This window comes from Mediannikoviicoccus vaginalis (assembly GCF_928097925.1).
In the GTDB taxonomy this organism is placed as follows: Bacteria; Bacillota; Clostridia; order Tissierellales; family Peptoniphilaceae; genus Mediannikoviicoccus; species Mediannikoviicoccus vaginalis.
In genome coordinates, this window is the sequence record NZ_CAKMRI010000002.1 from 1 (window position 1) to 25,809 (window position 25,809).

Below are 25,809 nucleotides of genomic sequence, written 5' to 3' on the forward strand. Positions count from 1 at the left end.
TGAAATTGAAGGAAGAAAGATATCTGCATGGTTTGGAAAGGAAGGAGCAATTTTTAAAGATGGAGATGAGGCAAGATATAGAGAAGGGCAAATAGTTTCTTGGAAAGATTTAGCTAATAATATTAATGATTTATTAAATAGAGGAGAATTTGCTAGCAACGTGGAGGTTATAGAAAGTGCCACATATGAAAGAGAAAAAATAGCAGAAAAATTATTGTATTTAAAGAGAGATCTTTCTGATGAAACTAAGGACAGATATTTAGCGATTCTTAATGATATAAAAGGAAGAGGCTTCCCAGATGAAAAAGAAAATCTCGGAAAAAAACTTGAAGATAAAAATTTTATAAATAAACTCAGAAAAGAATACGAGGTATTTTTAGAAGAATATAAGATTAATCCTAATATTTTAAGATTTCATCATTATAAATTATCTAGAATCTATAATGATATCAATGATTTAGAAATAGAAAGAAAATTATATAGGTCAAATTTAAAGGATATTGCACCTATTCAGAGTTTCATAACACAAGATGAGATAGATGAAAACTTAAAAAGAGGAAGTGGGTTTTCTGATGGAAAGAAAAGAATATATGAATTTTTTACTAAAAAGCATGATTTGAAAGAACAAGCAGACTTCTTGAAAAATGAATATGGCGTAGGTGGAAGTTCTCATGCACTATCTGCTGCAAGAAAAAGTGGTGAGTGGCACGATGCGAAGGGAATAAAATATAATAAAGGTAATGCAAAAGAAATACTACTATCTTGGTCTAATGTTGCAAGAAGAATTAATGACCTTATTAAAAAGAATAGATATATAGATGAAGAAAGTTTTGAAGAAAATAGGAAGAAAAAAACAGATCAGGAAATAAATAAAACAGAAAAAGAAAGCCAGGAGTATATAAATTATCAAGATGATTTGCCTCCAACTGATAATGATGTATATATAGAAAGAACAAATAATAGTTCTATATATTATTATCAAGGACAGTCTGTAGCAAGTATAGGTGATGATGGAAAACTTATCATTTATGATGAATTTATGCCAAATTTTTTAAAAGAAGAAATATATTCCATAGCCTTTGAAAAACAATTAGATATACCATTAGACCAGTTAGACGATGGAATTATTCTTGAGGGAATACATGACACTTTTTATATTAAAGAAAAGGAAGAAATAGAAGGAAGAGAATATTACCTTTTAGAAAGTCAAAGTCGATATGATGATATTCCAAATATTGTAGTTAATTCTAACAAAGAAGTTATAGATGATGATATAGTAAATGGTTTTGAAGAATTTAAGGAATTTTATCCTAATAAAAATAAAGAGAATATAGGTTTTGATTTAGATAGCCATATAAAAGATGATTATTGGATAATTGAGTTTAATGAGGGTTCGAGTCTAATAGAAAAAGATTATACAGGACAAAGGCTGACCAAAGAACTATTAGATGAAATAAGAGAAATAGATGAAAAGATAAGACTTCATAATAAGACCTTAGGAGAAGATGAATATAGGCAGATGACTGATAAGTGGGAGGGGTATTCCAAATTCTATTTTGACCATATAGTAGATGGAAAAATTGTTGATCACTATAAGATAGACATAGGTGATGGAAATGAGATCAACCAAAGAGATTTTGAATTTCTTTATGAACAAATAGGAAAAAGTCAGATAGAACTTAATCAAACTATAGAAGAAAATAAGATAGATGAAAAAATAATTTCCATAGACCAAATTGAAGATAGACTTTTCGATGTATTAGTTAAGGATAAAGCTTTAGAAAATGAAATTATAAAGGCAAGAGAAAACTTAGGAAATAATACCTTAGCAAGTTTTAACTCTGTATTTCAAAGAGAATATGCGAAAATCATGAGAGAAGTTGCCGATAAGCAGGGAAATCTTCCGGATGATATGAAGTCAATAGATAAGGTTAAAGAATTAGGCATTAGAATAGAAAATAGATATAGAGAATATTTAAATAATTCACTTAAAAACAATATAGAAGATGATAAGGAAATCCTCTCTATAAAAGTGGGAGATATAGTTAGAACAGAGGATAATAAATATTTAAAAATAAAAAATATTTCCAGTGGATATGATAATAACCATAATCAAATAACATATTATTCATATGATGCCTATTTTGATAAGGACTTAAAACTATTCTCACATTCCTTTAAAGAAAGCGATTTAAAAGCTTTAGAAGTATTAAGAAATGAAGTAGAAGAAAAATTAACAAAAGAGATTGTAGAAGATAAAATAGCAGTAAAAGTAGGATTTTATTATGCTTTAGTAGATAAAGAGAAAACAAAGGATATAGAACTAGAAGAAACAGGAATTAGAGTTTATCCAAGAAAGGAAAACTCACAAGGAAAGATCTACAATTTATATAAAGGGAAATCTTTTGAGGATAGCAGAAAAATAGACAGTTTGTTTGATGAAATTACTGTCAAAATGAAAGAAGTAAACCTTACAAATTTAAATGATGTATTAGAATTGGAAAGGGAAGGTTTATTTGAAATTACTGATGATAAAGTTACAAAATTTGAGGAAGGCTATGATATAGATGTTCAAAGCTTTAATCAGCAATTTCCAGATTACTATAATGATATATATGTTTTTAATAAAAATCTTGAAATCAGTGGAGCATATCAAAATTTAGCACAAATAAATGAAGAAAATAAAATTACTTTTAATATAAATTTATCTCAAGAAGAAAAATCAAAAATTGAAGAAATAAGAGATAAAAAAGAAGTTCTTTCCAAGTTAATAGATAAGGATATCAAAGAAAAAAGAGAATACTATTTTGATCCTCAAAATGAAGAATACTTACTACTGTCAAAGAAAATAGAAGATGGATTATTAAAAAAACCAGAAAATATTATAGATGGAAAAGAAGGGTATAAGGTAGAGCTAATCTTAGATGTTAAGGGGAAATCTCTTAAACAAAATTTACGATACAATGGGTATATTTTAAATTCTAATCAAGCTATAAAATATAAAAGTTATAAGGACATATTAAGTAACTTACCTTATTTACTTGATGACAAACATAGAGAAGTGCTTTTAAATGGATATTTAAATCAGCAAATAGAAAATGATAGAACAAGGCAAGAAGAAAATCCATTTAAAGAAGGTATGAGTGTTAGATACAAAGGAAAAGAATACACTATAACCGCCATTAACGATACTACAAGTCCTAAAACTATAGAATTAGAAGATAGCACAGGACTAATGAATGGTTTTATTACCGGAAACGAAATAATTCTTTTTAATGACTACAAAGATCTTGATTTGGAAGTTATAAAAAAAGAGGAATTAATTCCGTTAGAAATAGAAGATTATAGTCTTTTAGGATTACCAGTTCAATTTAGAAATAAGGAATATTTAATTAAAGAAAATGAATTTAATGAAGCTGGAATGGGTAGATTAGCTTTAAGTACAATAGATAAGAGTGTTATTACTGAAGTAATATATAGTAGAGAAAGACCTGTTTCTAATATTTTTGTAAGAAAGGAAGATTTAGAAGAATATAAATCTAGTGAAAAAGATATATTAAGTAAAAAACAATCTATCGATAAAGAGGAATTAGTAGAACAAATTAGCTTTGAAGATATTGACAATAATAACGAAGAAAAAGTTAAAAAAGACAATTCAAGGCTTTTACATAAAAGCCTTGATGTAATAAATAATAAATCTTCTCTTGTTGCTGATCAGTTTATAGTAAGAGTTGATAATGAAAAGGAAGAATTTTTAGTATATAGTTCGTCTAATCCAAAAAATTATAGGGAATTTACTCTACCTTTTTCTTACCTCAAAGGAATCGACAAAATTGACGGAGATGGTAATTCATTGAAATTAACCACTCATAGAAAAGAAACTATTGATAAGAAGTTAGAAGAATATAAGGAATGGAAAGAAAATAATAATTTAATAAGGACTGATAGAGAAAATATAGAAGGGATTTCTGAAGTTTCTTTAGAAAACTATAAAATTATTAATGAAGAAGAAAACCTACCACCTTCACAGAGATTAAAAAACAACATTGAAGCTATAAATGTCTTAAAGGCTTTAGAAAAAGAAAATAGAAGTGCAAGAAAAGATGAACAGGAAATTTTGGCAAAATATATCGGCTGGGGAGGACTTTCTGATGTATTTGATGAAGAAAAGGAAGGTCAATGGCTTGATGCAAGAAACTTTTTAAAAGAAAATCTAGCTGGGGAAGAATATAATAGGGCAAGAGAATCAACCTTAACAGCTTTTTATACGCCGAAAGTAGTTATAGACGCTATCTATGAAAGTCTTTCTAATCTTGGATTTGAAAAAGGAAATATATTAGAACCAAGTGCTGGGACAGGAAGATTTATAGGAAATCTACCTGAAGAAATGAAAGAGTCAAACTTTTATGGAGTTGAATTAGATAGCATTAGTGGACAAATTGCCAAAGAACTTTACCCTAATGCCAATATACAAATAAAAGGATTTGAAGAAACCAATTTTTCTAATAACCTATTTGATGTGGCCATAGGAAATATTCCTTTTGGAGAATTTAAAGTAGCAGATCGTGAGTATGAAAGAAATAACTTTCTAATTCACGATTATTTTTTTGCTAAAACTTTAGATAAGGTTAGAGATGGAGGCATAATTGCTTTTATAACATCTTCAGGAACAATGGATAAAAAAAGTGAAGATGTTAGAAGATATATATCGGAAAGAGCAGAGTTCTTAGGAGCAATAAGACTACCAAATACTACATTTAAAGGGGTAGCTGGAACAGAAGTAACTTCAGATATAATCTTTTTAAAAAAGAGAGATAGACTATTAAAGCTAGATGAAGACTGGATAAAGCTAGACAAAGATGCAAAAGGACTAATATATAATAAATACTTTGTAGATAATCCTCAGATGGTAATAGGGACTATGGAAGAAATACCGTCAAGATTTGGGACAAGCCTTGCATGTATTGAAAATAAAGATATTTCTTTAGAAGAAGGACTAAAAAAAGCTATTAAAAATATTCAAGGTAGGTATGAAAAAGCTCAAATAAATGATGATTTAGGAGAAGAAACAATACCAGCTGATGATAGTGTTAAAAACTATTCTTTTGCTTTAGTGGATGATGAAATATATTTTAGAGAAAATTCAATTATGCAAAGAATATCCTTAAACCAAAAGGATAAAGATAAGGTAAAAGAATATTTAAGATTAAATGAAAGTCTAAGGAAAGTTATAACCTATCAAAGAGAAGACTATTCAGATGAAGAGATAAAAAAAGAACAAGAAAATCTAAATAAATTCTACGATGATTTCAATAGCAAACATGGAAGACTAAATTCAAAAAACAATAAAAAGTTATTTAGAGAAGATGCCAATTTTTCTTTAATTTCAACTTTGGAGAAATTAGATAAAGAAGGCAACTTTATAGGAAAATCTGATATCTTTAACAAGAGAACTATAAAAAAAGCTGTAATAATAGATCATACAGATAGGGCAATAGATGCTCTGGTACTCTCTATTAGTCAAAAAGGTAAAATAAATTTTGATTACATGGAAGAATTGACAGGAAAAACAAGAGATAAATTAATAGAAGAATTAAAGGGAGAAATATTTTTAAATTTAGATTCCTTTGAACCTAATGATATGAATCCATTTAAGTCTGCTAAAGAGCTAGGAGATTTTTCAAGACCTTACGTAAGTGCTGATGAATACTTGTCAGGAAATATAAGAGATAAAATTGAAGTTGTAGACTCTTATATTAAAAACATCGAAAAAGAGTTAGGAAAGGAAGAAAATCTAGAGGATAGTAAACTCTTAAAAAAAGAATTAGAAGAGTTACATTTTCAAAAAGCAAAGCTAGTGGAAGTAATGCCTAAAGCACTAGATGCAAGTGAGATTACAGTTAGAATGGGTGCAACATGGATACCGGAACAAGATTACAAAAAATTTATGTTTGATTTGTTGAAAACACCAGTTTCATCAAGGTGGAATATAGATATTAAGTATTCTGACTTTACAGGAGAATATAGAGTTGAAGGAAAAAGCTCTGATAGGGACAATGACCTTGCTTCTTTTACCTATGGTACAAATAGGGTAAATGCCTACAAATTGATAGAAGATACTTTAAATTTAAGAGATACTAAGGTATTTGACCAAGTAGAAGACAGTGATGGAAAGAAAAAATCTGTGCTTAATCAAAAAGAAACAATGCTTGCAAGAAGTAAGCAAGAGATGATAAAAGAAGAATTTAAAAGCTGGATATTTGATGATGTGGAAAGAAGAAATAGATTAGTAGAAGATTATAACGAAAGATTCAATTCCATAAGACAAAGGGAATATGATGGATCTAATCTTACTTTTGAAGGAATGAATCCTGAAATAGAATTAAGAGCACATCAAAAAGATGCAATAGCAAGAGGGTTGTTTGGTGGAAATACTTTACTTGCCCATGAAGTAGGAGCAGGAAAAACCTTTGAAATGATAGGTATAGCCATGGAGTCAAAAAGACTTGGGATGAGTAATAAGTCAATGTTTGTTGTTCCTAACCACATCGTAGAGCAATTTGGAAGAGAATTTAATGAACTCTATCCAGGAGCTAATGTATTATGTGCTACAGAAAAAGACTTCACACCAGATAAACGAAAAAGATTTTGTAGTCGTATTGCTACAGGAAGTTTTGATGCTGTTATTATAGGGCACAGTCAATTTGAAAAAATTCCTATATCAAAAGAAAGACAAGAATATGAATTGCAAGGTCAAATTGATGAAATAATTGACTATATAGATGAATACAAAAGAGAAAGGGATCAAAGATTTACTGTAAAGCAATTAGAAAAAACAAAGAAAAAATTAGAGACAAAGTTAGAAAAACTAAATGCTGATTATAAGAAAGATGACGTTGTAACCTTTGAGGAACTGGGAGTAGATAAGTTATTTGTAGATGAAGCCCATGCCTACAAAAACCTCTATCTATTTTCTAAAATGAGGAATGTAGCAGGAATTACTTCTACAGATTCACAAAAATCATCAGATATGCTTATGAAATGCCGCTATATGGATGAAATAACTAATAATAAAGGATTAGTATTTGCCACAGGTACACCAGTAAGTAACAGTATGGCTGAACTTTATACCATGCAGAGATATTTACAGTATGATGAATTAAAAAAGATGAAATTGCAACATTTCGATTCTTGGGCATCTACTTTTGGAGAAACAATAACGGCAATAGAATTAAATCCTGAGGGTAATGGTTATAGGAGCAAAACCAGATTTGCAAAATTTTATAATCTTCCAGAACTTATGAATACTGTAAAAGGATTTATGGATATTAAAACAGCTGATGTTTTAAACCTTCCTACACCAATGGCCCATTATGAAACTATAAAAACAAAGCCTACCGAAGAACAAAAAGAAATTCTTGAAACTTTTTCCGAGAGAGCAGATAAGGTTCGTGATAAGCAGGTAGATTCAAGTGTTGATAATATGCTATTAATAACAAATGATGGGAAGAAGATGGCATTAGATCAAAGATTAATCAATCCTTTACTTCCTGATGATCCTAATAGTAAGGTGAATACCTGTATAAAAAATGTGTTTAGCATTTGGTATAAATATAAAGATAAAAAATCTGCTCAATTAATATTTTGTGATATGTCTACACCAAGTAGTGATTTTAATATCTATGATGATATTAAAACAAAACTTATAGATATGGGAGTACCTGAAAATGAAATAGAATTTATTCATAAGGCAAAAAACAATATGGAAAAAGACGCTATCTTTGATAAGGTAAGAAAGGGAGAAATAAGAGTCTTACTTGGTTCAACACAGAAAATGGGAGCAGGTACTAATGCCCAAGACAAACTAATTGCAATTCACGATCTTGATATACCATGGAGACCTGCTGATCTTTCTCAAAGGGCAGGCAGGATTGTGAGGCAGGGAAATGAGAATAAGGAAGTCCATATATTTAGATATGTAACAGAAAATACTTTTGATGCCTACCTATTCCAAACCTTAGAGAATAAACAAAAATATATTTCCCAAATTATGACGTCAAAGACTCCTGTAAGAGTTGCAGAAGATGTAGACGAAGCCACATTAAACTATGCCGAAATAAAAACTCTTGCAACAGGAAATCCATTAATAAAGGAGAAGATGGACCTTGATGTTGAAGTTTCTAAACTTAAAATGCTAGAGTCCAATTTTAAATCAAATCTTTACAAGCTGGAAGATAAAGTAGTTAAATTTTATCCAAAGGAAATAGAAAGATTAAAAGAAAGGATAGAGAACTTAAAGGAAGATATTAAAAATGTTGAGCCTTATAGAGAATTGGATAAAAATTTAAAAGAAGATAATAAATTTACCTCTCTAATTATTGACGGAAAGAAGTATATAGATAAGAAAATAGCTGGAGAGTTTTTGTTGAACAAAATTAAGGGAGTTAAAATATATAGGGAAATGGATAAAGATGGAGAAAAAATAGGTGAATATAGAAATTTTGATTTATCCATAAAATATGATTCCTTTTTCAATAAATATAACTTTATATTAAAAGGTAAGGGAGAATATAGAGGAGAGTTTGGAACAGATGAAATAGGTAATATAACAAGAATGGATAATGTATTAGATAAATTACCAGAAAGATTAGAAAATACAATTTCAAAACTAAAAGATACAGAAGAGCAATTTCAAACAGCCAAAATTGAAATACAAAAGACATTTCCACAAGCTGAACTTTTAAAGGATAAGACACTAAGACTTGCAGAAGTTAATAATCTTTTGGATATGGGAGAAAGTGAAGATATAAGCCGAGATAATCCATTACTAGAAGAAGTAAAGGAAGAATTGATAGACTTCCTTAACAGAGAATATGATGAAGAAAACAGGTTAGAGGACTTTGATACTATATTTCCTGACTTAACAGATATAGGAATAGCTTATACAACTACACCAGATGAAAAACATGAAATACAAGTAAGTTTAGATTTAATAAATTACAAGATGAACACCTATGTAGATAAGAATCTAATTGACAGCTTTCAATACACCTATGATCCCTTAGATGCAAGTGATTTAAAAGAGCTAGTACAGATAAAGACATCTATTGGCTTTTGGGATTTTAGTGAGCTTGTATCAGTAAATGAAGAAAAACTGAGAGAAGTAATGGGATTTGAAATAGATGATGATGGCAACTTCTATGACCCATTATCTAAAGATATGGATTTAGATGGAATAATAGATAGAAATGATGCTGACTTTAGAGATAGTAAAGTGCAGGAAATAGGAGATTTTGAAAGGAAAGAAAAAACATCTATTATGGATAGATTAAAGGAATATAAGGGGAATTTAGCAGTAAATAATAATATAAAAGAAATAAATAATAGTGAACCATGTGGCAGATAAAACTTTAAATGAGATTATTAGAGGACAAAGAATATGGAATTTGATAGAGATAGATTTAATGAATTTATTCGAGAAAATTTTTCTTTTGATGGTGCTACTCAGAGAATAATTAACAATATAGTTGAATATGGAATTAAAAATTTTGCCGATTCAGAAGATAAATTAGTTGAATTTATTCAGACTACAATTGATGATCCAACAGTTGAAGAAATAAAACATTTTATTATTAGTGATGGAAAGGAAGAAGAAATAAAAGATTTAACAGATAAGAAAGATAAAAATAGAAATGGAGGAATAAAAATGAATATAAAAAAGGGAAATGTAATTGAAACTGAATTTGGAGACACTATGGTATTGGATGTGAAAGATAATCAAGCTACCTTATTTGACGGGAAGCAATTTATTTTAGCCACAGGAGTAGAGTTTAACAAAGAAAGTGGAAAGTATGAATGGGATTCTGTTAGATACGCAAGTGATATAAAAACAATAGCAAATATGGAAAATACAAATTTTGAAAGCATGAAAAATACAATAGATTTTTTAGCAGAATATAATCATAAAGAATTTGTAAAAGGTATTATATCTCTTGAAACAGGAGTAGAAAATGAAAATGTTCTTAATAATGCCTATGATAATTATATGAACGATTCAGTTATGGGGCTTATTGATGAAAAGTTTATTGAATATATAGACGAAGAAGAGTTAAAAGAAAATTTAGAAGTTAATCAAGAACAAGGAGATAAAGAAATGAAAGATATAGATAATAAAGAAAAGGATACATTAAATATAGATGGAAATATAGCAACTGATATAGAAATTAAAGATTTAAAATCAAAAGATGGGAGGGACTTTAAAGTAGCCTCCTTTTCTATTGCTGAAAATGACAAGGAAGGAAATGCAAAATTCATCAGCTGCTACGCCTATAATGACAAAATCAATCAAGTAAAAAATTTGAAAAAAGGAGATTTTGTACACCTATTTGGAAAAGAAAAGAAAAGTATGGGGAAGGATAATAAGGAATACACAAGTCTAAAAGTATACTCTGCAAAGTTATTAAAAGCTAAAGAGCATATTAAAGCAAAAGCATCAACACTAGGGAAATTAAAGGAATTTAAGACTAAAGGGGATATGAAAGTGGATGAAAAGAAGAAAAAGGATAATAGCATAGAAAGGTAAAAGATTATAGGGGGCAGGTTTTGGTCTGCCTCCTGTATTTTTTTATTGGTTGTCTTTAAGGAAAAATGGTGGGTTATATTGAAAAAATATCAGAAGAAGCTGATACACCAGATCCTTACTTATACAATTCATTATAAATATACTTATCAGTATTCTTTCTTAATTGAGTCAATTCATTTATCAATATATTCTCGTTGGCGTAGTCATCCATAAGAATATCTTTTTTATTTTTGTATTCATCATATAATTTTGACAACTCTTTTATACTTGGATTTTTATATTGACACTTTTCTAAAGTACTTATTGCTTTTTCATATGCGATAATTTGAGGCTTATATTCACTATAAAAATCTTTATCATTTGGATTTTCTTTATAGGTTTTATAGATAACCTTATTTATTTTTATAGTGTTAATGTCTTCAATAGCTGCGTAAATTTCGCTCATAACTTTTTCAACATCTTTAATCTTATTTAGGATTTCTTGCCTATTAACAGCCTCTTCTTGGAGTTTAGTTTCCAAATCCATACTAGATGATAGACCGTATTTTCTAAGCTGATTTAAGGTATTCGCCATAGTATTCATATTATGTTTTCTTGCCCATATTTCATAACCTTTAGAAGATTTAACCTTTTCATTACTTTCTATGTCTATTATATTATCAAATTTCTTATAAGATTTTTTATCATAACAAATTTTGTTATTTTTGTAATTTTCATTCACCTTATTTTCAATTCTTTCTTTTATTTTCTCTTTTGTATAATCTTTTCCAAGAGTAGTTTCCCTCGCACGAATGAATCGCCCTTTTTCTCCTTGTTTTTTATGTCTGAAAGAAAGATATTTTCCAAGTTTAATTTCATAGCCATATTCTTCCATAAGCTTTAAGAAATTCTCATAGCTATTTGCTTTATTAATAGTATGATCAATAGCGATTTGAAGTTTATGTTTCCAAGATTTTCCTTTCTTAAATTCAATATATTCTTTGTAGGATTTACCATTGGTTTTATACTTTTCCTTAAATTTTACATAATATTCATCTATAACTGATAGCTTATACTTTCTACATAAATCATCACTATGATTTCTAATTTGGTGGTAAGTTTTTTTGTTACTTTGATATGCTTTACCAGTTTCAAAAGAAACATTATTAAATAGTATATGGTTGTGAATATGCCCCTTATCTATATGGGTAGTAAGAACATATTCATACTTTCCTTTTAAGATTTTATCGCATAGTTCTAAACCTATTTGATGAGCCTCTTCAGCAGTAGTTTCTCCGGGGAAAAAAGATTGAATTAAATGTCTTGCAAAAACTTTTGCTTTAGAATTACATTCTATTTTTGTTTGTTCAAATTCTAAATGAGCAGTTATAGGGTTACAGTTTAGGGAGGAAATTAGAATTTTTCCATCTGTTTTATCACTATTCATAATATAATCAAGTGCTGCTTTTAAAGTGGATTTTATAGGATGAATTTTAGTGATTGCCATTATTCTTTCTCAGTATTTATGCTATTAGAATTAGTAAGAGAGTATATTTTTTTACGTATAGAGAAAATATCTTTTGCCTGATTTTCTAATAAGCTTTTTAAATCTTCTACATCATCTTTATATATAATTGATGTAGTATTTACCCTTTTAGTAATTTGATTTATATTATTTGAAGTACGACTTATATTTGTTGACATTTCACGAAAGACATCCATATCTAATACATAAATATCTTTTTCTAAAATACATTTCATAATAAATTGCCTAAGAGTTTTACACTTAGATGCTTTATATTTTTCATTTAGCAATTCTAACTCCTCATCAGATAACATTAAATAGATTCCGTTATTTCTAAATCTACTTGTCATAATTTAACCTCCTCGTATATTGTAGTTGTAATAATAAATACTACATTTTGTTCTCAATCCCTCTTTATTATGTGATAATAATTATATAGATAGAGCTCGTAGTAAACTTCCTTGAAGCTCCTCTTCCTAATAAATTTATTAATCGAAATAAAAAAGAAAAACCTGTAAATTCAAGTAGGATAACTTGACTTACAGGTTTAATTTATTCTATATATTTCGTTTGGGAATCTCCTGATTTAAATTTTTATTATTGATATTTTATCACTTTTTGAGATAATATTCAAGTTTACGTTTAAGCTATTATAAGCGTTTGTTGCTGAATTTAATTATTATAAATTTAGGGGTTTGGGGATATTCCCCAACAAGTAAAATGGAAAAAATAAGCGATATATTCGTAGTATTTTTATTCCATTTTTAGTAAGTGCATATGCACTTACTGTGCTTGCTCATATACTAATAGTATAAGAACAGCTTTAAGCATAGTTCTTAAAAATGAACCTAATCATCTATGATAAAATTATAGATATTAGGGATGAAATGGATTCTTTTATGTGCTTGGTCTATTAGAGTTATAAGCGTTAAGTGTTTATTAAATTTTATTAAGTTACCGCATCTATTGAAGTTAATAAACAATATATGACAAACCTAGAGGAATATTGCAAAATTTACTTTTAAATAGGGATTTTTATAAGTATAATGAGATAGTATAAAAATTAAGGAAATCATTTTTTAAGTTCTTTAATTTCGTATTTACTAAATTTGGATGTAATTATTTTTATTTTTAAGGGAGGGGTAATCCATTCTACACAGAGAATTTGCAGAGGAAAATTATTTAGAAGCTATATATATTTTATCTTTGGGAAAAGATGAAGTAAGAAACATGGATCTTGCTAATTACTTAGAGTATAAAAGACCTACTGTTACAAGAATGTTAAAAAAACTTGAAAATAAAGGGCTGATTATTTATGGTGAAGATAAAATAATTCGTTTAACAGAGGAGTCAAAAACATTTTGCAAAAAAATGTATACAAGGCATAAATATTTGACGGATGTATTTATAAGACTTGGAATAGATGCAGAAAAATCTGAAAATGAAGCTTGTCTTATAGAGCATGTTATTTCTGATGAAACTTTTGAAAAATTAAAAAAACATTTTGATTACAATTTATAATAAATAGCATAGATGGCTCGCATAATGAGATATCTATGCTATTTTTATCTTTAAAATTATTTTTTCAAAAGCATCTTAAAGCTATTGATAAAAGCTATCAAATAGTATATAATAATTTTGAGTTAGCCGATACTAACAGAAAACAAATAAAAAGGTGAATTTATGTCAAAAAACTTTGAAATACTAAATAAAGAAATTAATGAAAATAATATAATAGCAAATCTTTTTATATTTCCATTTGCAGGTGGTGGAGTGTCTGCCTTTAGAAAATGGAAAGATGAGTTTGAAGATATAAAATTATTTGTTGCCCAGTATCCAGGAAGAGAAAACAGGTTTTCTGAAAAGGCTATAAGTGACATTAACATCTTAGTGGATAGTTTATTTGAAGACATGAAAGAAAATTTTGATTTTAGAAAACCTTATCATTTATTTGGACACAGTATGGGAACAAAAATAGTCTATGAATTAGCATTAAGAATTAAAAATTCGGATTACATAAATCCAAGAGGAATAATTATATCAGGAGGGCGTGCTCCATTATATAAAGAACCTCATCCAATTTATCATCTTGACGATGACGGATTTATAGAAGGCTTGAGAAGATATGAAGGAACACCAAAAGAAATTCTAGCTAATAAGGATTTAATTTCCATTTTCTTACCAACGCTTAGGGCAGATTTTGTAATAGATGAAGACTATCAAGACACAAAGTTTGAGAAATTAGAATCACCTATACTAGGTTTTATGGGAGATAAAGATCAAGAAATGACCTTAGATGAACTTATAAAATGGCAAGATTATACCACAAAAGAATTCGCTTATAGATATATCGATGGCAAGCATATGTTTGTCAATACATCTCCTGAAAGTGTCATTAAAGAGATAAAAGAGTTTATAAAAGTAAATGAAAATTGAAGAATATGAGACAAGAAATACTAAAGATTTTCTTACTTTAGAAAATTTAAAAGCTAAATTATCTAATAATGATTTAATACTAATTAAGGCTTATACAGACAAATTATTAGAAGAAAAATTACTTTCTTATTTAACTGAAGAGGAGATAATAAAATCAAAGGATTATAAATCAGAAATAGCAAAAATTAATTATCTAGTATCAAGGGCAATACTTAATTTATCCCTAAAAGGTTTACTAGAAAAAGGAATTAATGATTTAATAGTCAAACGAGATAAAAACAATAAGCCTTACCTAGAAAACACTATAGGATTAAAGTTTAACATCTCACACACTGAAGGATTAGTCTTGTTAGCTTTTTCTAAAAGAGAAGTAGGGATAGATGTTGAAAAAATAAATTTTAAATTTGAGTTTAAAGATATATTAGAAAACTGTTTTACTAGAGATGAAATTATAAATATAGATAACAATATAATAAGTTTCTATAGATATTGGACTGCAAAAGAAGCCTATCTTAAATGTGATGGTATTGGTCTTATAAGAAATTTAAAAGAGATTGAAATAATTTCTTTGGAAAATGAATTTATAAAAATTAATGATAGTAAAAGGAATACAATAAGCAGATTAAAGTCATTGAACCATGACGACAAATATGTCGGGGCAATATGCTTGGAGGAGAATTAATGAACATTGAATTAAAAGAAAAATTGGAAAAATTTTATGATGAACAAGTATGGCCGCATATGACTTTAGGAGAATTTATTGAAGATTGTGCTAAAAAATATAGGGATAAGATTGCCTTAGTAGATGGAGTCGTTGAACTTTCATATCAAGAATTAAATAGAAAAGCTTGCCATTATGCCAATGGTTTATTGAAAGCTGGATTTAAAAAGGGGGATAGAATCGTTCTTCAACTTCCTAATTGTCACGAATTTGTTATTATCCTTTTTGCCATGTTTAAGATTGGTGTGATTCCAGTATTATCACTTCCAGCTCATAGGAAAAATGAAATAAAGGGAATATTAGAAAAATCAGGGGCAAAAGCATATATAGCTAAGGATAAATATCTTGGCTTTTCATATGTTGATATGATAAGAGAAGTAAGAGAAGAATTAAATATAGATTTTGAAGTTTATATTCTTGGAGATAATCAAGGATATAAAAATTTTTACAAACTCAATGATAAAGATTATTCATCTCAGTATATAGATATTGATTATAAAGAGATGGCTCTACTCATGCTATCGAGTGGAACAACGGGAAGTCCTAAAATGATACCAATGAAACATTGCGAATTAATTTGTTCAGCTATAGCAATAGGAAGTGCCCTAAATTATTCAGATGCTACAATATACTTGATGGCATTATCTCTATCTCATAAATTTGTTTTATCTTATCCAGGGATAATAGGAGTATTTTATCATGGAGCTAAGTGTGTAATATCTATGACACCAAGTCCTGACGAAATAATTTACAATATAGAAGAGCATAATATTAGTACAATGGCTTTAGTTCCAGCTTTAGCAAGTTTATGTATGGATTTTTTAGAGTTCGAAAAAATTAATATTTCATCTTTAAAAATTATACAAGTAGGTGGATCAGTTTTAGAATATAACAAAGCATTTGAAATCGAAAAGAGTTTTGGGTGTATTATTTCACAATTATATGGAATGACTGAAGGACTAGTTATGTGTACGAGATTTGATGATAACATGGACACCAGGCTTAATACTCAGGGCAAACCTGTATCTATTGGTGATAGTGTAAAAATAGTAGATGAGTTTGGAGAAGAAGTAAATACTGGTGATTATGGTGAATTATTAATAAGGGGGCCGTATACAATGTATGAGTATTACGGTGGAATGAATGATGTTAATAACTCTATATTAGACAAAGAATTATACTTTAGAACTGGAGATAGAGCTAGAAAGTTATCAAACGAAAACTATCAAATAGCTGGTAGGGTTAAAGAAATGATAATTAAAGGCGGAGAAAAAATTATTCCTTCTGAATTAGAAAACCTATTGCTAAAGAATAAAAAGATATCAGAAGTTCAAGTAGTCGGAGTTCCTGATGAAATATTAGGAGAAAAAATTTGCGTATGTATACTAGAAAAAGACAAAAATTTGATGTTTTCTGAAATCATTCAAACACTTAAAGAAACTGGTATAGCAGAATTTAAGATTCCAGATTGTATGAAGATAATTGATAATTGGCCGCTAACTGCTACGGGAAAAATAGATAGAAAAAGGCTAATAGAGAATTATGGAAATTAGAATATTTGAGAGGAGAAGAAAGAATGCCTGATTTATACGATTTATTAAATGAAATTAAAATTCAAGTTAAAAGTTATATAAATAAAGATGATATAAAAAATCATGATAATTTAATAGAGTTGGGAATAACTTCAGTAAATGTTATGGGAATAATAAGTAAATTAAGAAGGCACAATATTAATGTATCGTTTTCTAAATTAATGGAAAAGCCATGTTTTGCTGAATGGGAAGTTGCAATAAAAAATGCTCGTAAATTAAATAATCCAAATAATTCTAATAAAAAAGTCATAGGAAACAAACTGTTTGAATTAACTGATATTCAGTATGCTTATCTTGTAGGTGGTCATGATAATCAAATACAAGGAGGAGTAGGTTGCCACGCCTATATTGAAATAGATGGAAAAGAAATAGATTGTAAAAGATTGAATGATGCATGGAATAAACTTCAATATAGACATCCAATGCTTAGAGCAAGGTTCACAGAGGATGGAAAACAAGAAATATTAGATAAACCTTTTGACGAAGAAATTGAAGTTTTTGATTTATCTAATTTAGATGAAGAAGATACCAAAATTAGACTAGATGAAATACGAGAAAATTTATCTCATAGAAAACTCAGAGTAAAAATGGGAGAAGTCGCAGGATTAAAAGTTGCAAATCTGTCACAGAATAGAAATAAAATTTTCTTTGATTTAGATTTACTTGTTGCCGATGTCATGAGTATGAGTATTCTTTTGAAAGAATTAGGAGAATCGTATTTAGGAAAAGAATTAGACAATCTAAACAATTATACCTTTAAAGACTATATAAACAATCTTGAAGTAGACTCTGAAATTTATAAAAAAGACCAACAGTTTTGGAAAGAAAAAATAGACTCATTTGAGATAGAAAGACCTAATTTACCATTAAAGAAAGCTCCTGAACAAATTAAAGAAACGAGATTTACTAGAAGGAAACGAGTTATTGAAAAAGATAAATGGAGCAAAATAAAAGAGCTTGCAGCAAGCTATAAATCTACACCATCAATGGTTTTATTAACTGCGTATGCTTTAATTCTAGAAAGATGGACTAACCAAGATAAGTTTTTTATAAACTTACCATTATTTAATAGAGATCTTTCAAATGAAAACTTAAAAGCTATGGTAGCAGATTTTACAAATATCTTATTAGTAGAGCATGAAAGAAAAAATGATACCACTTTCATAGAAACTTTGAATAGAATAAGCAAAACCTTTATAGAAAATGCCAGCCATTCATATTATAGTGGAGTTCAAGTTCAAAGAGATATATCAAAATCACAGGGAACAAGCCTTAATGTAGCACCTGTAGTTTTTGCGTGCAACATAGACTATCCAATAGAAACTGAAATTTCAAGGAAAGCTTTGGGCAAAATTACATATATGGTATCACAAACTCCAGGAGTATGGTTAGATTTCCAATCATATATAAAAGATGGAGATTTAGTATTATGCTGGGACAGTGTAGATGAACTTTTCCCTGAAAATATGTTAGATGACATGTTAAATTCTTTAGAAGGACAACTTTTAAGACTAACAGAAAAGGAAAATTGGGAAAGCAAATTTGATGTACTATCAGAAAATCAAAAACTAGCAAGAGAAAAAGAGCTTAAATCAATTCTTCCATTAAACTTTCCTGATGAGAGATTATATGATGGATTTATAAAAAATGTAAAAGAAAATCCAAACAAAATTGCAATTATAGATTCAGAATCTAAAGAAGAAATATCTTATATAGACTTATATGAAAAATCCTTAAATGTAGCAGGATATTTAAAGGAAAATGGAATAAAAAAGGGAGACTATGTAGGCATTACTCTCCCAAGATCAAGCAAGCAAATTTACGCTATATTTGGAATACTTTTTTCTGGAGCGGCATATGTTGCTGTTGGAATAAATCAGCCTAGCGAAAGACGAACTAAAATATACGAACAAATTGGTATAAAGTTTGTCATCAGTGAAAATAAAACAATAGAAAATTGCAAACTAGATACGGGAGAAGTTTCTTTAATTGACTTAGACAAAGCTATAGACAAATCCTTAGGTCTTGATAAGCCTATAGAAGTAAGTCCTTTTGACTCAGCCTATATAATAATGACATCAGGTACTACAGGAGTGCCAAAGGGTGTTGAGATTATGCATACAAGTGCCATTAATACTATTAATGATTTAAATGAAAAATATTCTATTAATTCAAATGATACGTTACTTATGGTATCAGCAATAGACTTTGACTTATCAGTATATGATATTTTTGGAATACTTGGTGTAGGTGGAACTCTAATAACAACTAATGAAGATAATTATCGTAATCCTGATGAGTGGATTAGAATTATTGAAAAATATAAGGTAAGTGTGTGGGACTCTGTACCTATACTTTTTGACATGCTCGTAACTATGGCAGAGAGTGAAAAGAAAAACTTACCACTTAGAATTGTTATGTTATCGGGAGATTGGATAGTAAAAGACTTACCAGGAAGATTTTATAAGATAAGCGAAAAAGAAAATTCTATAGTTGTTGCTATGGGTGGTGCAACGGAAGCTTCAATCTGGTCAAATTATTTAAATGTGCCGAGACAAATACCTAAAGATTGGATTTCCATTCCTTATGGAAGACCACTTAAAAACCAAGTCTATAGAGTAGTAGATGAATTAGGTAGAATATGCCCTAATTATGTTAAGGGAGAACTTCTAATTGGTGGAGTTGGTGTTGCTAAATGCTACCATGGAGATGAAGAACTAACTAATAGAAAGTATTTTGAAGAAGATGGACTTAGATGGTATAGAACTGGAGATAATGGAAGATTTTGGAATGATGGTACTATTGAATTTCTTGGAAGGAAAGATACTCAAGTAAAAATTAAAGGACATAGAATTGAACTTGGTGAGGTTGAGTCTGTACTTAAAGGATTTCCTGATATCATTGATTGCTGTGCGAGCGTTATAAATTGTCATAATTCAATGAAAATTGGATTATATATTGTATGTAATAGCAATAACTTCAATATAAATAATTTAAAAGAAAGATTAGATAGAATTCTTCCAAGGTTTATGATTCCAGAGGAATATTATATTTGTAATAGCAGAAAAATTACAAAAAATGGCAAACTTGATCGAGAAGAGATTAAAAAAATAATAGTAAACGAATCGTTAAAAGTTGAAAAAGTTGTCCAAAACAACTTAAACCCCAAATTAACCGATACAGAAGTTTACTTAATAAATTTATTTAAAAATAAATTAAGTATAACAGATATAAGGGTAGAGGACAATTTTTTTAAATTGGGAGGGGATAGTTTAGCAGCAATATCTATTATTAGTGAAATAAATTCGGATTTTATGTTGAAGGAAAAGATTTCTATAAATAAGATTTTTAAATTTCCAACTATTAAACAATTATCAAAGGAAATTGACACATTGATTCAAGATGTAGAAATCTACGAAATTTAATTATATATTGGAGGATAACATGAATATTGAAGAAAAACTGAAAAATTTAAAAATAAAAGGGATAACTGTGTGGAAAGATGGTGAAAAACTTAAGTTTAGTGCTCCTAAAGATAGTATGAATAACAAAATTTTATCTTGGCTTAAAAATAATAAGAAAGAAATTTTGGACTATTTAGACAATAAGGAAGTTTTATATTATGAAGATACAAAAAATAGATACGAAAGATTTGCATTGACAAATATACAATCATCTTATGTAATGGGTAGAAATGAGTACTTTGAGTTGGGTGGAATTGGTTGCCACGCATATATAGAAATAGAATATGATAGCATCTTAGATGTTGATAAAATAAACAAAGCATGGAATTTGGTAATAAAAAAACATGATATGCTTAGGGCTGTAGTTTTTGAAGATGGAACTCAAATTGTTCAGGAACATGTCCCAAATATTTTAGTTGAAAGTATAAAAATTGGTGATGGAGAGGTTAGTAAGTTTAGAAAAGACTTAGAATTTAAACAATATAAACTGGGGCAATGGCCGATGTGTGAAATTGCTATTACTCTAAAACCTAATGTATCAGTTATACATTTTTCATTGGATATGTTAATAGCAGATTATAATAGCATAAATATTATATTAAGTGATTTAGAATATTTTTATAAAAATCCTAACAGCTATGTCAATTTTCCAAGCAAGTATAGAGATGTATTTAAGTATCAAGAAAAAGCAATAACTAGTTCTAAAAATAAAAATCAAGATGAAGAATACTGGTCTAAAAAATTAGATGTTATTTATGAAGCTCCTAATTTACCCATACTTTCACAGAATAATGGTGTAAAAACTTTTAGCCAAAAATCAATACAACTAAATAATTTTGAATGGGATAAAATATGTGCAATTTCTAAGATAAATAATATTACCCCATCAGTTTTAATAATGTCAGTGCTAACTGAAACGATAGCATATTGGTCGACAAATAAAAAATTTAGTATAAATACTACTTTCTTTAACAGACCCCAAATAGTAGATGATATTGATTCTGTAGTAGGCGATTTTACGGATGTTAATATAACTTCTATAAATATGGATTATAGTAAGACATTTTTAGAAAGAACAAAGATTTTACAAGATGATTTATGGACTGATTTAGAACACAAAGAAGTTTCAGGTGTTGAAGTTTTGAGAAAATTGAGTAAAAAAAGAAAACAAAACATTATTATACCAGTAGTTTTTACTAGCACAATAGGGTTATCAAATAGCAACACAATACTTTCGAATAGAAAGATTATTTACAGAATAAGTCAAACTCCACAGGTATATTTAGATTGTCAAATTATGGAAGAAAATAATGGAGTTAAAATTAATTGGGATATTAGGGATGGTGTATTTAAAAAGAAAATTATTGATGATATGTTTGAATGCTTTACTAACATAATTGAAAATTTTAAATCAGATAAAAATATTTTAGATAACAAGATTGTTACTAAATTAAGTAAAAGCAGTTTAGATACAAGAAAAACAGTAAATGATACATTTGAAAGCTTTAATATAAAAAGATTAGAAGATTGTTATTTTGACTCATTGAAAGAGCATAAAAATAAAACGGCATTGATTTGCGACAACAAAGAATACACATACGAAGAGTTTAATAAATATGTATACTCAATTTTTAAAAATTTAGAAAAAAATGGAATAACTAAGGGAGATAGAGTCATTATTGATATCCCTAAAAGCGTTTGGCAAGTTGCATCTGTAATAGCAACTTTGGCTATTGGCGCTGTGTATATTCCTATTAACACTTCGCAACCAATAAAAAGAAAAGAAAGAATAATTGAAAATTCTGATGCTAAAATAATTTTATCGTTTAATAGCACAAATTTAAATGAATTTAATACAAAGATTATAGATTTGAGAAAATGCATAATTTATCAAAACGTAGAATATGAATATTGGAAAAACAAGAGAAAATCATATGATGATGAAGCTTATATAATTTTTACATCAGGGACAACTGGAGACCCAAAAGGAGTTGTGATTACACATAGAGCGGCTATTAACACTATAATTGATGTTAATAAAAAATATAAAATTAACGAAAATGATGTATTTTTAGGTCTAGCAAATCTTTCTTTTGATCTATCAGTATATGATATTTTTGGTTCATTTCTTGCGGGTGGGACTTTAGTATTACCAGACTCAAAAACATTAAAAGATCCAAATATTATATACAATCAAATGTTGTTATATAGAGTTAGCGTTTGGAATTCAGTACCAGCTCAAATGCAACTTATAACTAACTTCTTAGCTATGTCTAAGAATTTAAGGAGAAGTGAGTTTTTAAGAACTATAATACTATCAGGTGATTGGATTCCGATCGATCTTCCTGAAAAAATATATAGTGAGTTTCCTAATGCACAAGTAATAAGTATGGGAGGTGCTACTGAAGCTTCGATATGGTCTATCTATCATGTGGTTAGCAAACAAGAAACATTCCTAAATAGTGTTCCATATGGCACACCTTTAGCTAATCAAAAGTTTTATATATTAAACGAAGCAATGGAAGATTGTCCAGATTATGTTGTAGGAAGTTTGTATATATCAGGAACAGGGCTTTCTGTAGGTTACTTAAATGATGAGAAACTTAATGCTGAAAAATTCAAGACTTTAGGCAATGATGGAGAGCGAATTTATAGAACAGGAGACATTGGTTATTATTTGCCTAATGGTGACATTATTTTTTGTGGTAGAGAGGATGGAGATTCACAAATAAAAATACATGGTCATAGAATTGAGTTATCCGAAATTAAATCTGCTTTATTGGAAAACAAAGATATTGATTCAGCTGAAGTGTTTACAATTGATGTAGATAGTTTAGAAAAGAAAATTTGCGCAGCCATTTTACCAAAAAAGATAATAATCAATGATGATTTATTGGATAGAAATGAAGAGGTAAATAAATTAAAAGAGTTAGAAAATAGTATAAATGAAAATATTAAAGATGAACTTATTGAAAAATGGATTAAAGCATCTGAAAAAGTAGTTATAAGTGATATTTTGAATACATTTCAAAAATGTGGTTTCTTTATTAATAATGCAGAAAAGTACACTTTTGAAGAAATTATATATGGGATGGGAATACCTGAAAAACTACAAAAATTAACAAAAAGATGGCTTCAAGTATTAGAAAATGAAAAAATTATTAATAGAGAAAATGAACTTTATTATTTAGCAGGAGAAGTTAATTGTCTAAATTCAGACAAACAATGGGAAGAGTTCTATAAAATTGAAGAAGAATTTAATTATGGTAAAGATTTTGTTGACTATTTAAAGAAATCTAGCCAAAATTTGGTAGCGCTTATAAAAGGGGATGAAGATCCATTAAATTTATTATTTCCAAAAGGTGATATAAAGCCTGCACTAGCCTCATATAATACAAATAAAATAAATAAAATATGTAATTATTTTATAGCTAAAGAAATAGAATTTATTGTAAAAAGAAATAAAGATAAAAAAATCAAGATACTTGAAATCGGTGCGGGAGTTGGAGGGACAAGCTTAGAAGTAATACCTATACTAGATGGAGAACAAGTTGAATATTATTTTACAGACATATCTACGTTCTTTTTAAATAAAGCTAAAAGTAATTTTAAAGAATATAATTGGGTTAATTATGGTATTTTTGATATAAATCAAGTTTTTTACGAACAAAATTATGACATATCTTCATTTGACATAATATTGTGCGCTAATGTATTGCATAACTCAAAAAATATAGACTTTGTTATGAATAATATTAAAAATTTGTTAGCACCAAACGGTTCATTAATCATATTAGATGAAACTAGAATGAGTTATATGTTACTAACATCTATGGAATTTAAAGATGGATTGACAGGATTTTCGGATATTAGAAGTTTAAATGAACAAACTTTTTTTAATAGAGATCAATGGAAGGATAATTTTGAAAACCATAATGGTCAAATAATATATGAATTTCCTAAAGAAGATAGTCCACTAGATGATTTTGGACAAACTATATATGTAGTAAGATTTAAAGATTCATATAAACCAATAACAGAGAATGCAGTTATCAATGAACTTAAAAATAAATTGGTTTCTTATATGATACCTAATGATGTTAAAATAATATCTAAAATTCCTACAACAATTAATGGAAAAATTGATATTAAATCATTAAAAAAATTATTCGAAAATACCGTGAAAAATGAAAAACATGTTATAGAGGAGACAAAAACTGCAATTGAAGAAAAAATAGAAAAAATTTGGACAAGAGAACTTGGAATAACAAACTTAAGGCTAGATGATAACTTTTATTCTGTTGGTGGAGATTCTTTACTGATTGCACAAATAGTCACAAAGATATTAGAGGAAGTTCCAGAGGCTAAGGATTGGGAATGGAGTGCCTTGTTATCTGAAATGATGCAATTTCAAACGGTTAGAGAAATATCTAAAAGGATACAAGACAAGTTTGAAAAAGGGGAGGAATATCATGATTCATCACTGCTAACTATCAAGAAATCCACTATAGATAATAATAAATCGGTAGCTAAAGTTATTTTTCATGCTGGAACAGGAACTCTTTCTGCGTATACTGAAATAATTAATTATATAAAGGAAGATAGTAAAGCAAATGAAGCTGTGTTAGGATTTACTTTCGGTGATGAAGCCGAATATATTTCTATGAAAACAGAAGATACTTTTAAATTATTAGGATTAAAATACGGTAAAATCTTAAGAGATTTGAATTACTCAAAATATATATTAATAGGACATTGTGTTGGAGGTTTAATTGCATTAGAAACTGCTGAATTTTTAAATGCTAATAATAAAAAGGTTATTGATGTTACTTTGATAAGTACGACTATACCTAAAGCTCAGGAAAGAACACTATTTAGAGATATTTCACCAACAAAATATAAAAAAGCTTTGCACTCTAATTTAAAAAATGAAATTCTGTTAGAACGAACTTTTGCAAGACTAATAAATGCAGATATTTCTAACGCTGGGCATGAGATAAAGGATCATGAATTAAATGATTGCATTTATGATATGGTAATTAATGGTGATGGAGATTTGAATGTTAACTCCTTTATTCAATTGTCAAATGAATATAAATATATTGGACAACAGTTTAAAAAGTTAAAAGACACACCTTTATCTGAAAGGCTTAATAATTTATATTCAACAATAAAAAGGGAGTCTTTGAATCTTCAAGATTCAGAAATACGTATGCTTAATACGCTTTTTAACATATTCTCCCAAAATTTCGGTTGTATATCAACATATATACCTAAACAGTATTATGGAAATGTCAGAGTTTTTTATTGTAAGGAACAGGAAAAGAGTTTTTATGGAGAATTCTTTGCTGAGGATAGAGAAACTTGGGAAGAATATTTGAATGGAGAAATATTTTACGACGAAATAGTAGGGCAACATTTTGATTGCTTGAATGGAGAAAACTTAAAGAAAAACTTAAGCAGAATATTAGACTTTAATGCATATAAATAGTCTATTTAAATAATAATAT

General features: G+C 28.3%; 10 protein-coding genes. 8 read left to right on the forward strand and 2 right to left on the reverse strand.

The window, feature by feature from the left end; all coding sequences use genetic code 11:
* Positions 1-160 precede the first annotated feature (160 nt).
* Positions 161-9,406 (forward strand): SNF2-related protein, encoded by a 9,246-nt coding sequence (locus tag L6651_RS09195; protein WP_255784981.1) that lies wholly within the window; start codon positions 161-163, stop codon positions 9,404-9,406.
* Positions 9,407-9,439: 33 nt separating this feature from the next.
* The gene (locus L6651_RS09200; RefSeq protein ID WP_237037653.1) at positions 9,440-10,582 is read left to right on the forward strand and encodes a single-stranded DNA-binding protein; all 1,143 of its coding nucleotides are present in this window, start codon (positions 9,440-9,442) and stop codon (positions 10,580-10,582) included.
* Between the two features lie 115 nt (positions 10,583-10,697).
* Here the strand turns inward: L6651_RS09200 and L6651_RS09205 are convergent, their stop codons facing one another.
* Positions 10,698-12,068: a relaxase/mobilization nuclease domain-containing protein gene (locus tag L6651_RS09205; protein WP_237037654.1), complete on the reverse strand. Its 1,371-nt coding sequence runs from the start codon at positions 12,066-12,068 to the stop codon at positions 10,698-10,700.
* A complete protein-coding gene (locus L6651_RS09210; protein WP_060801413.1) occupies positions 12,068-12,436 on the reverse strand; it encodes a plasmid mobilization protein in 369 nt (122 codons plus the stop codon). Before L6651_RS09210 ends, L6651_RS09205 begins: the two co-directional genes overlap by 1 nt.
* 799 nt (positions 12,437-13,235) lie before the next feature.
* On the opposite strand from L6651_RS09210, the gene L6651_RS09215 reads away from it, so the two are divergent.
* The 6 genes from L6651_RS09215 to L6651_RS09240 all read left to right on the forward strand — a co-directional run bounded on the left by L6651_RS09215 (position 13,236) and on the right by L6651_RS09240 (position 25,790).
* Positions 13,236-13,607, forward strand: coding sequence for a metal-dependent transcriptional regulator (locus tag L6651_RS09215; RefSeq protein ID WP_142954987.1), 372 nt, complete (start codon positions 13,236-13,238; stop codon positions 13,605-13,607).
* 162 nt (positions 13,608-13,769) lie between these two features.
* Positions 13,770-14,522: a thioesterase II family protein gene (locus L6651_RS09220; RefSeq protein WP_237037069.1), complete on the forward strand. Its 753-nt coding sequence runs from the start codon at positions 13,770-13,772 to the stop codon at positions 14,520-14,522.
* The gene (locus L6651_RS09225) at positions 14,512-15,204 is read left to right on the forward strand and encodes a 4'-phosphopantetheinyl transferase family protein (RefSeq protein ID WP_237037070.1); all 693 of its coding nucleotides are present in this window, start codon (positions 14,512-14,514) and stop codon (positions 15,202-15,204) included. Before L6651_RS09220 ends, L6651_RS09225 begins: the two co-directional genes overlap by 11 nt.
* Positions 15,204-16,796 (forward strand): AMP-binding protein, encoded by a 1,593-nt coding sequence (locus tag L6651_RS09230; protein WP_019117152.1) that lies wholly within the window; start codon positions 15,204-15,206, stop codon positions 16,794-16,796. The genes L6651_RS09225 and L6651_RS09230 overlap by 1 nt, the downstream gene beginning before the upstream one ends.
* 23 nt (positions 16,797-16,819) lie before the next feature.
* Positions 16,820-20,260 (forward strand): amino acid adenylation domain-containing protein, encoded by a 3,441-nt coding sequence (locus L6651_RS09235; RefSeq protein WP_237037655.1) that lies wholly within the window; start codon positions 16,820-16,822, stop codon positions 20,258-20,260.
* Positions 20,261-20,279: 19 nt separating this feature from the next.
* Positions 20,280-25,790 carry a non-ribosomal peptide synthetase gene (locus L6651_RS09240; RefSeq protein WP_237037656.1) on the forward strand — a complete coding sequence of 1,837 codons (5,511 nt, stop codon included), beginning with the start codon at positions 20,280-20,282 and terminating at the stop codon, positions 25,788-25,790.
* Positions 25,791-25,809: the final 19 nt, after the last annotated feature.

Coding starts and splice junctions, on each gene's coding strand:
- L6651_RS09200 (WP_237037653.1), top strand. CDS start 9,440: ATGGAATTTGATAGAGATAGATTTAATGAATTTATTCGAGAAAATTTT.
- L6651_RS09205 (WP_237037654.1), bottom strand. CDS start 12,068: ATGGCAATCACTAAAATTCATCCTATAAAATCCACTTTAAAAGCAGCA.
- L6651_RS09210 (WP_060801413.1), bottom strand. CDS start 12,436: ATGACAAGTAGATTTAGAAATAACGGAATCTATTTAATGTTATCTGAT.
- L6651_RS09220 (WP_237037069.1), top strand. CDS start 13,770: ATGTCAAAAAACTTTGAAATACTAAATAAAGAAATTAATGAAAATAAT.
- L6651_RS09225 (WP_237037070.1), top strand. CDS start 14,512: ATGAAAATTGAAGAATATGAGACAAGAAATACTAAAGATTTTCTTACT.
- L6651_RS09230 (WP_019117152.1), top strand. CDS start 15,204: ATGAACATTGAATTAAAAGAAAAATTGGAAAAATTTTATGATGAACAA.
- L6651_RS09235 (WP_237037655.1), top strand. CDS start 16,820: ATGCCTGATTTATACGATTTATTAAATGAAATTAAAATTCAAGTTAAA.
- L6651_RS09240 (WP_237037656.1), top strand. CDS start 20,280: ATGAATATTGAAGAAAAACTGAAAAATTTAAAAATAAAAGGGATAACT.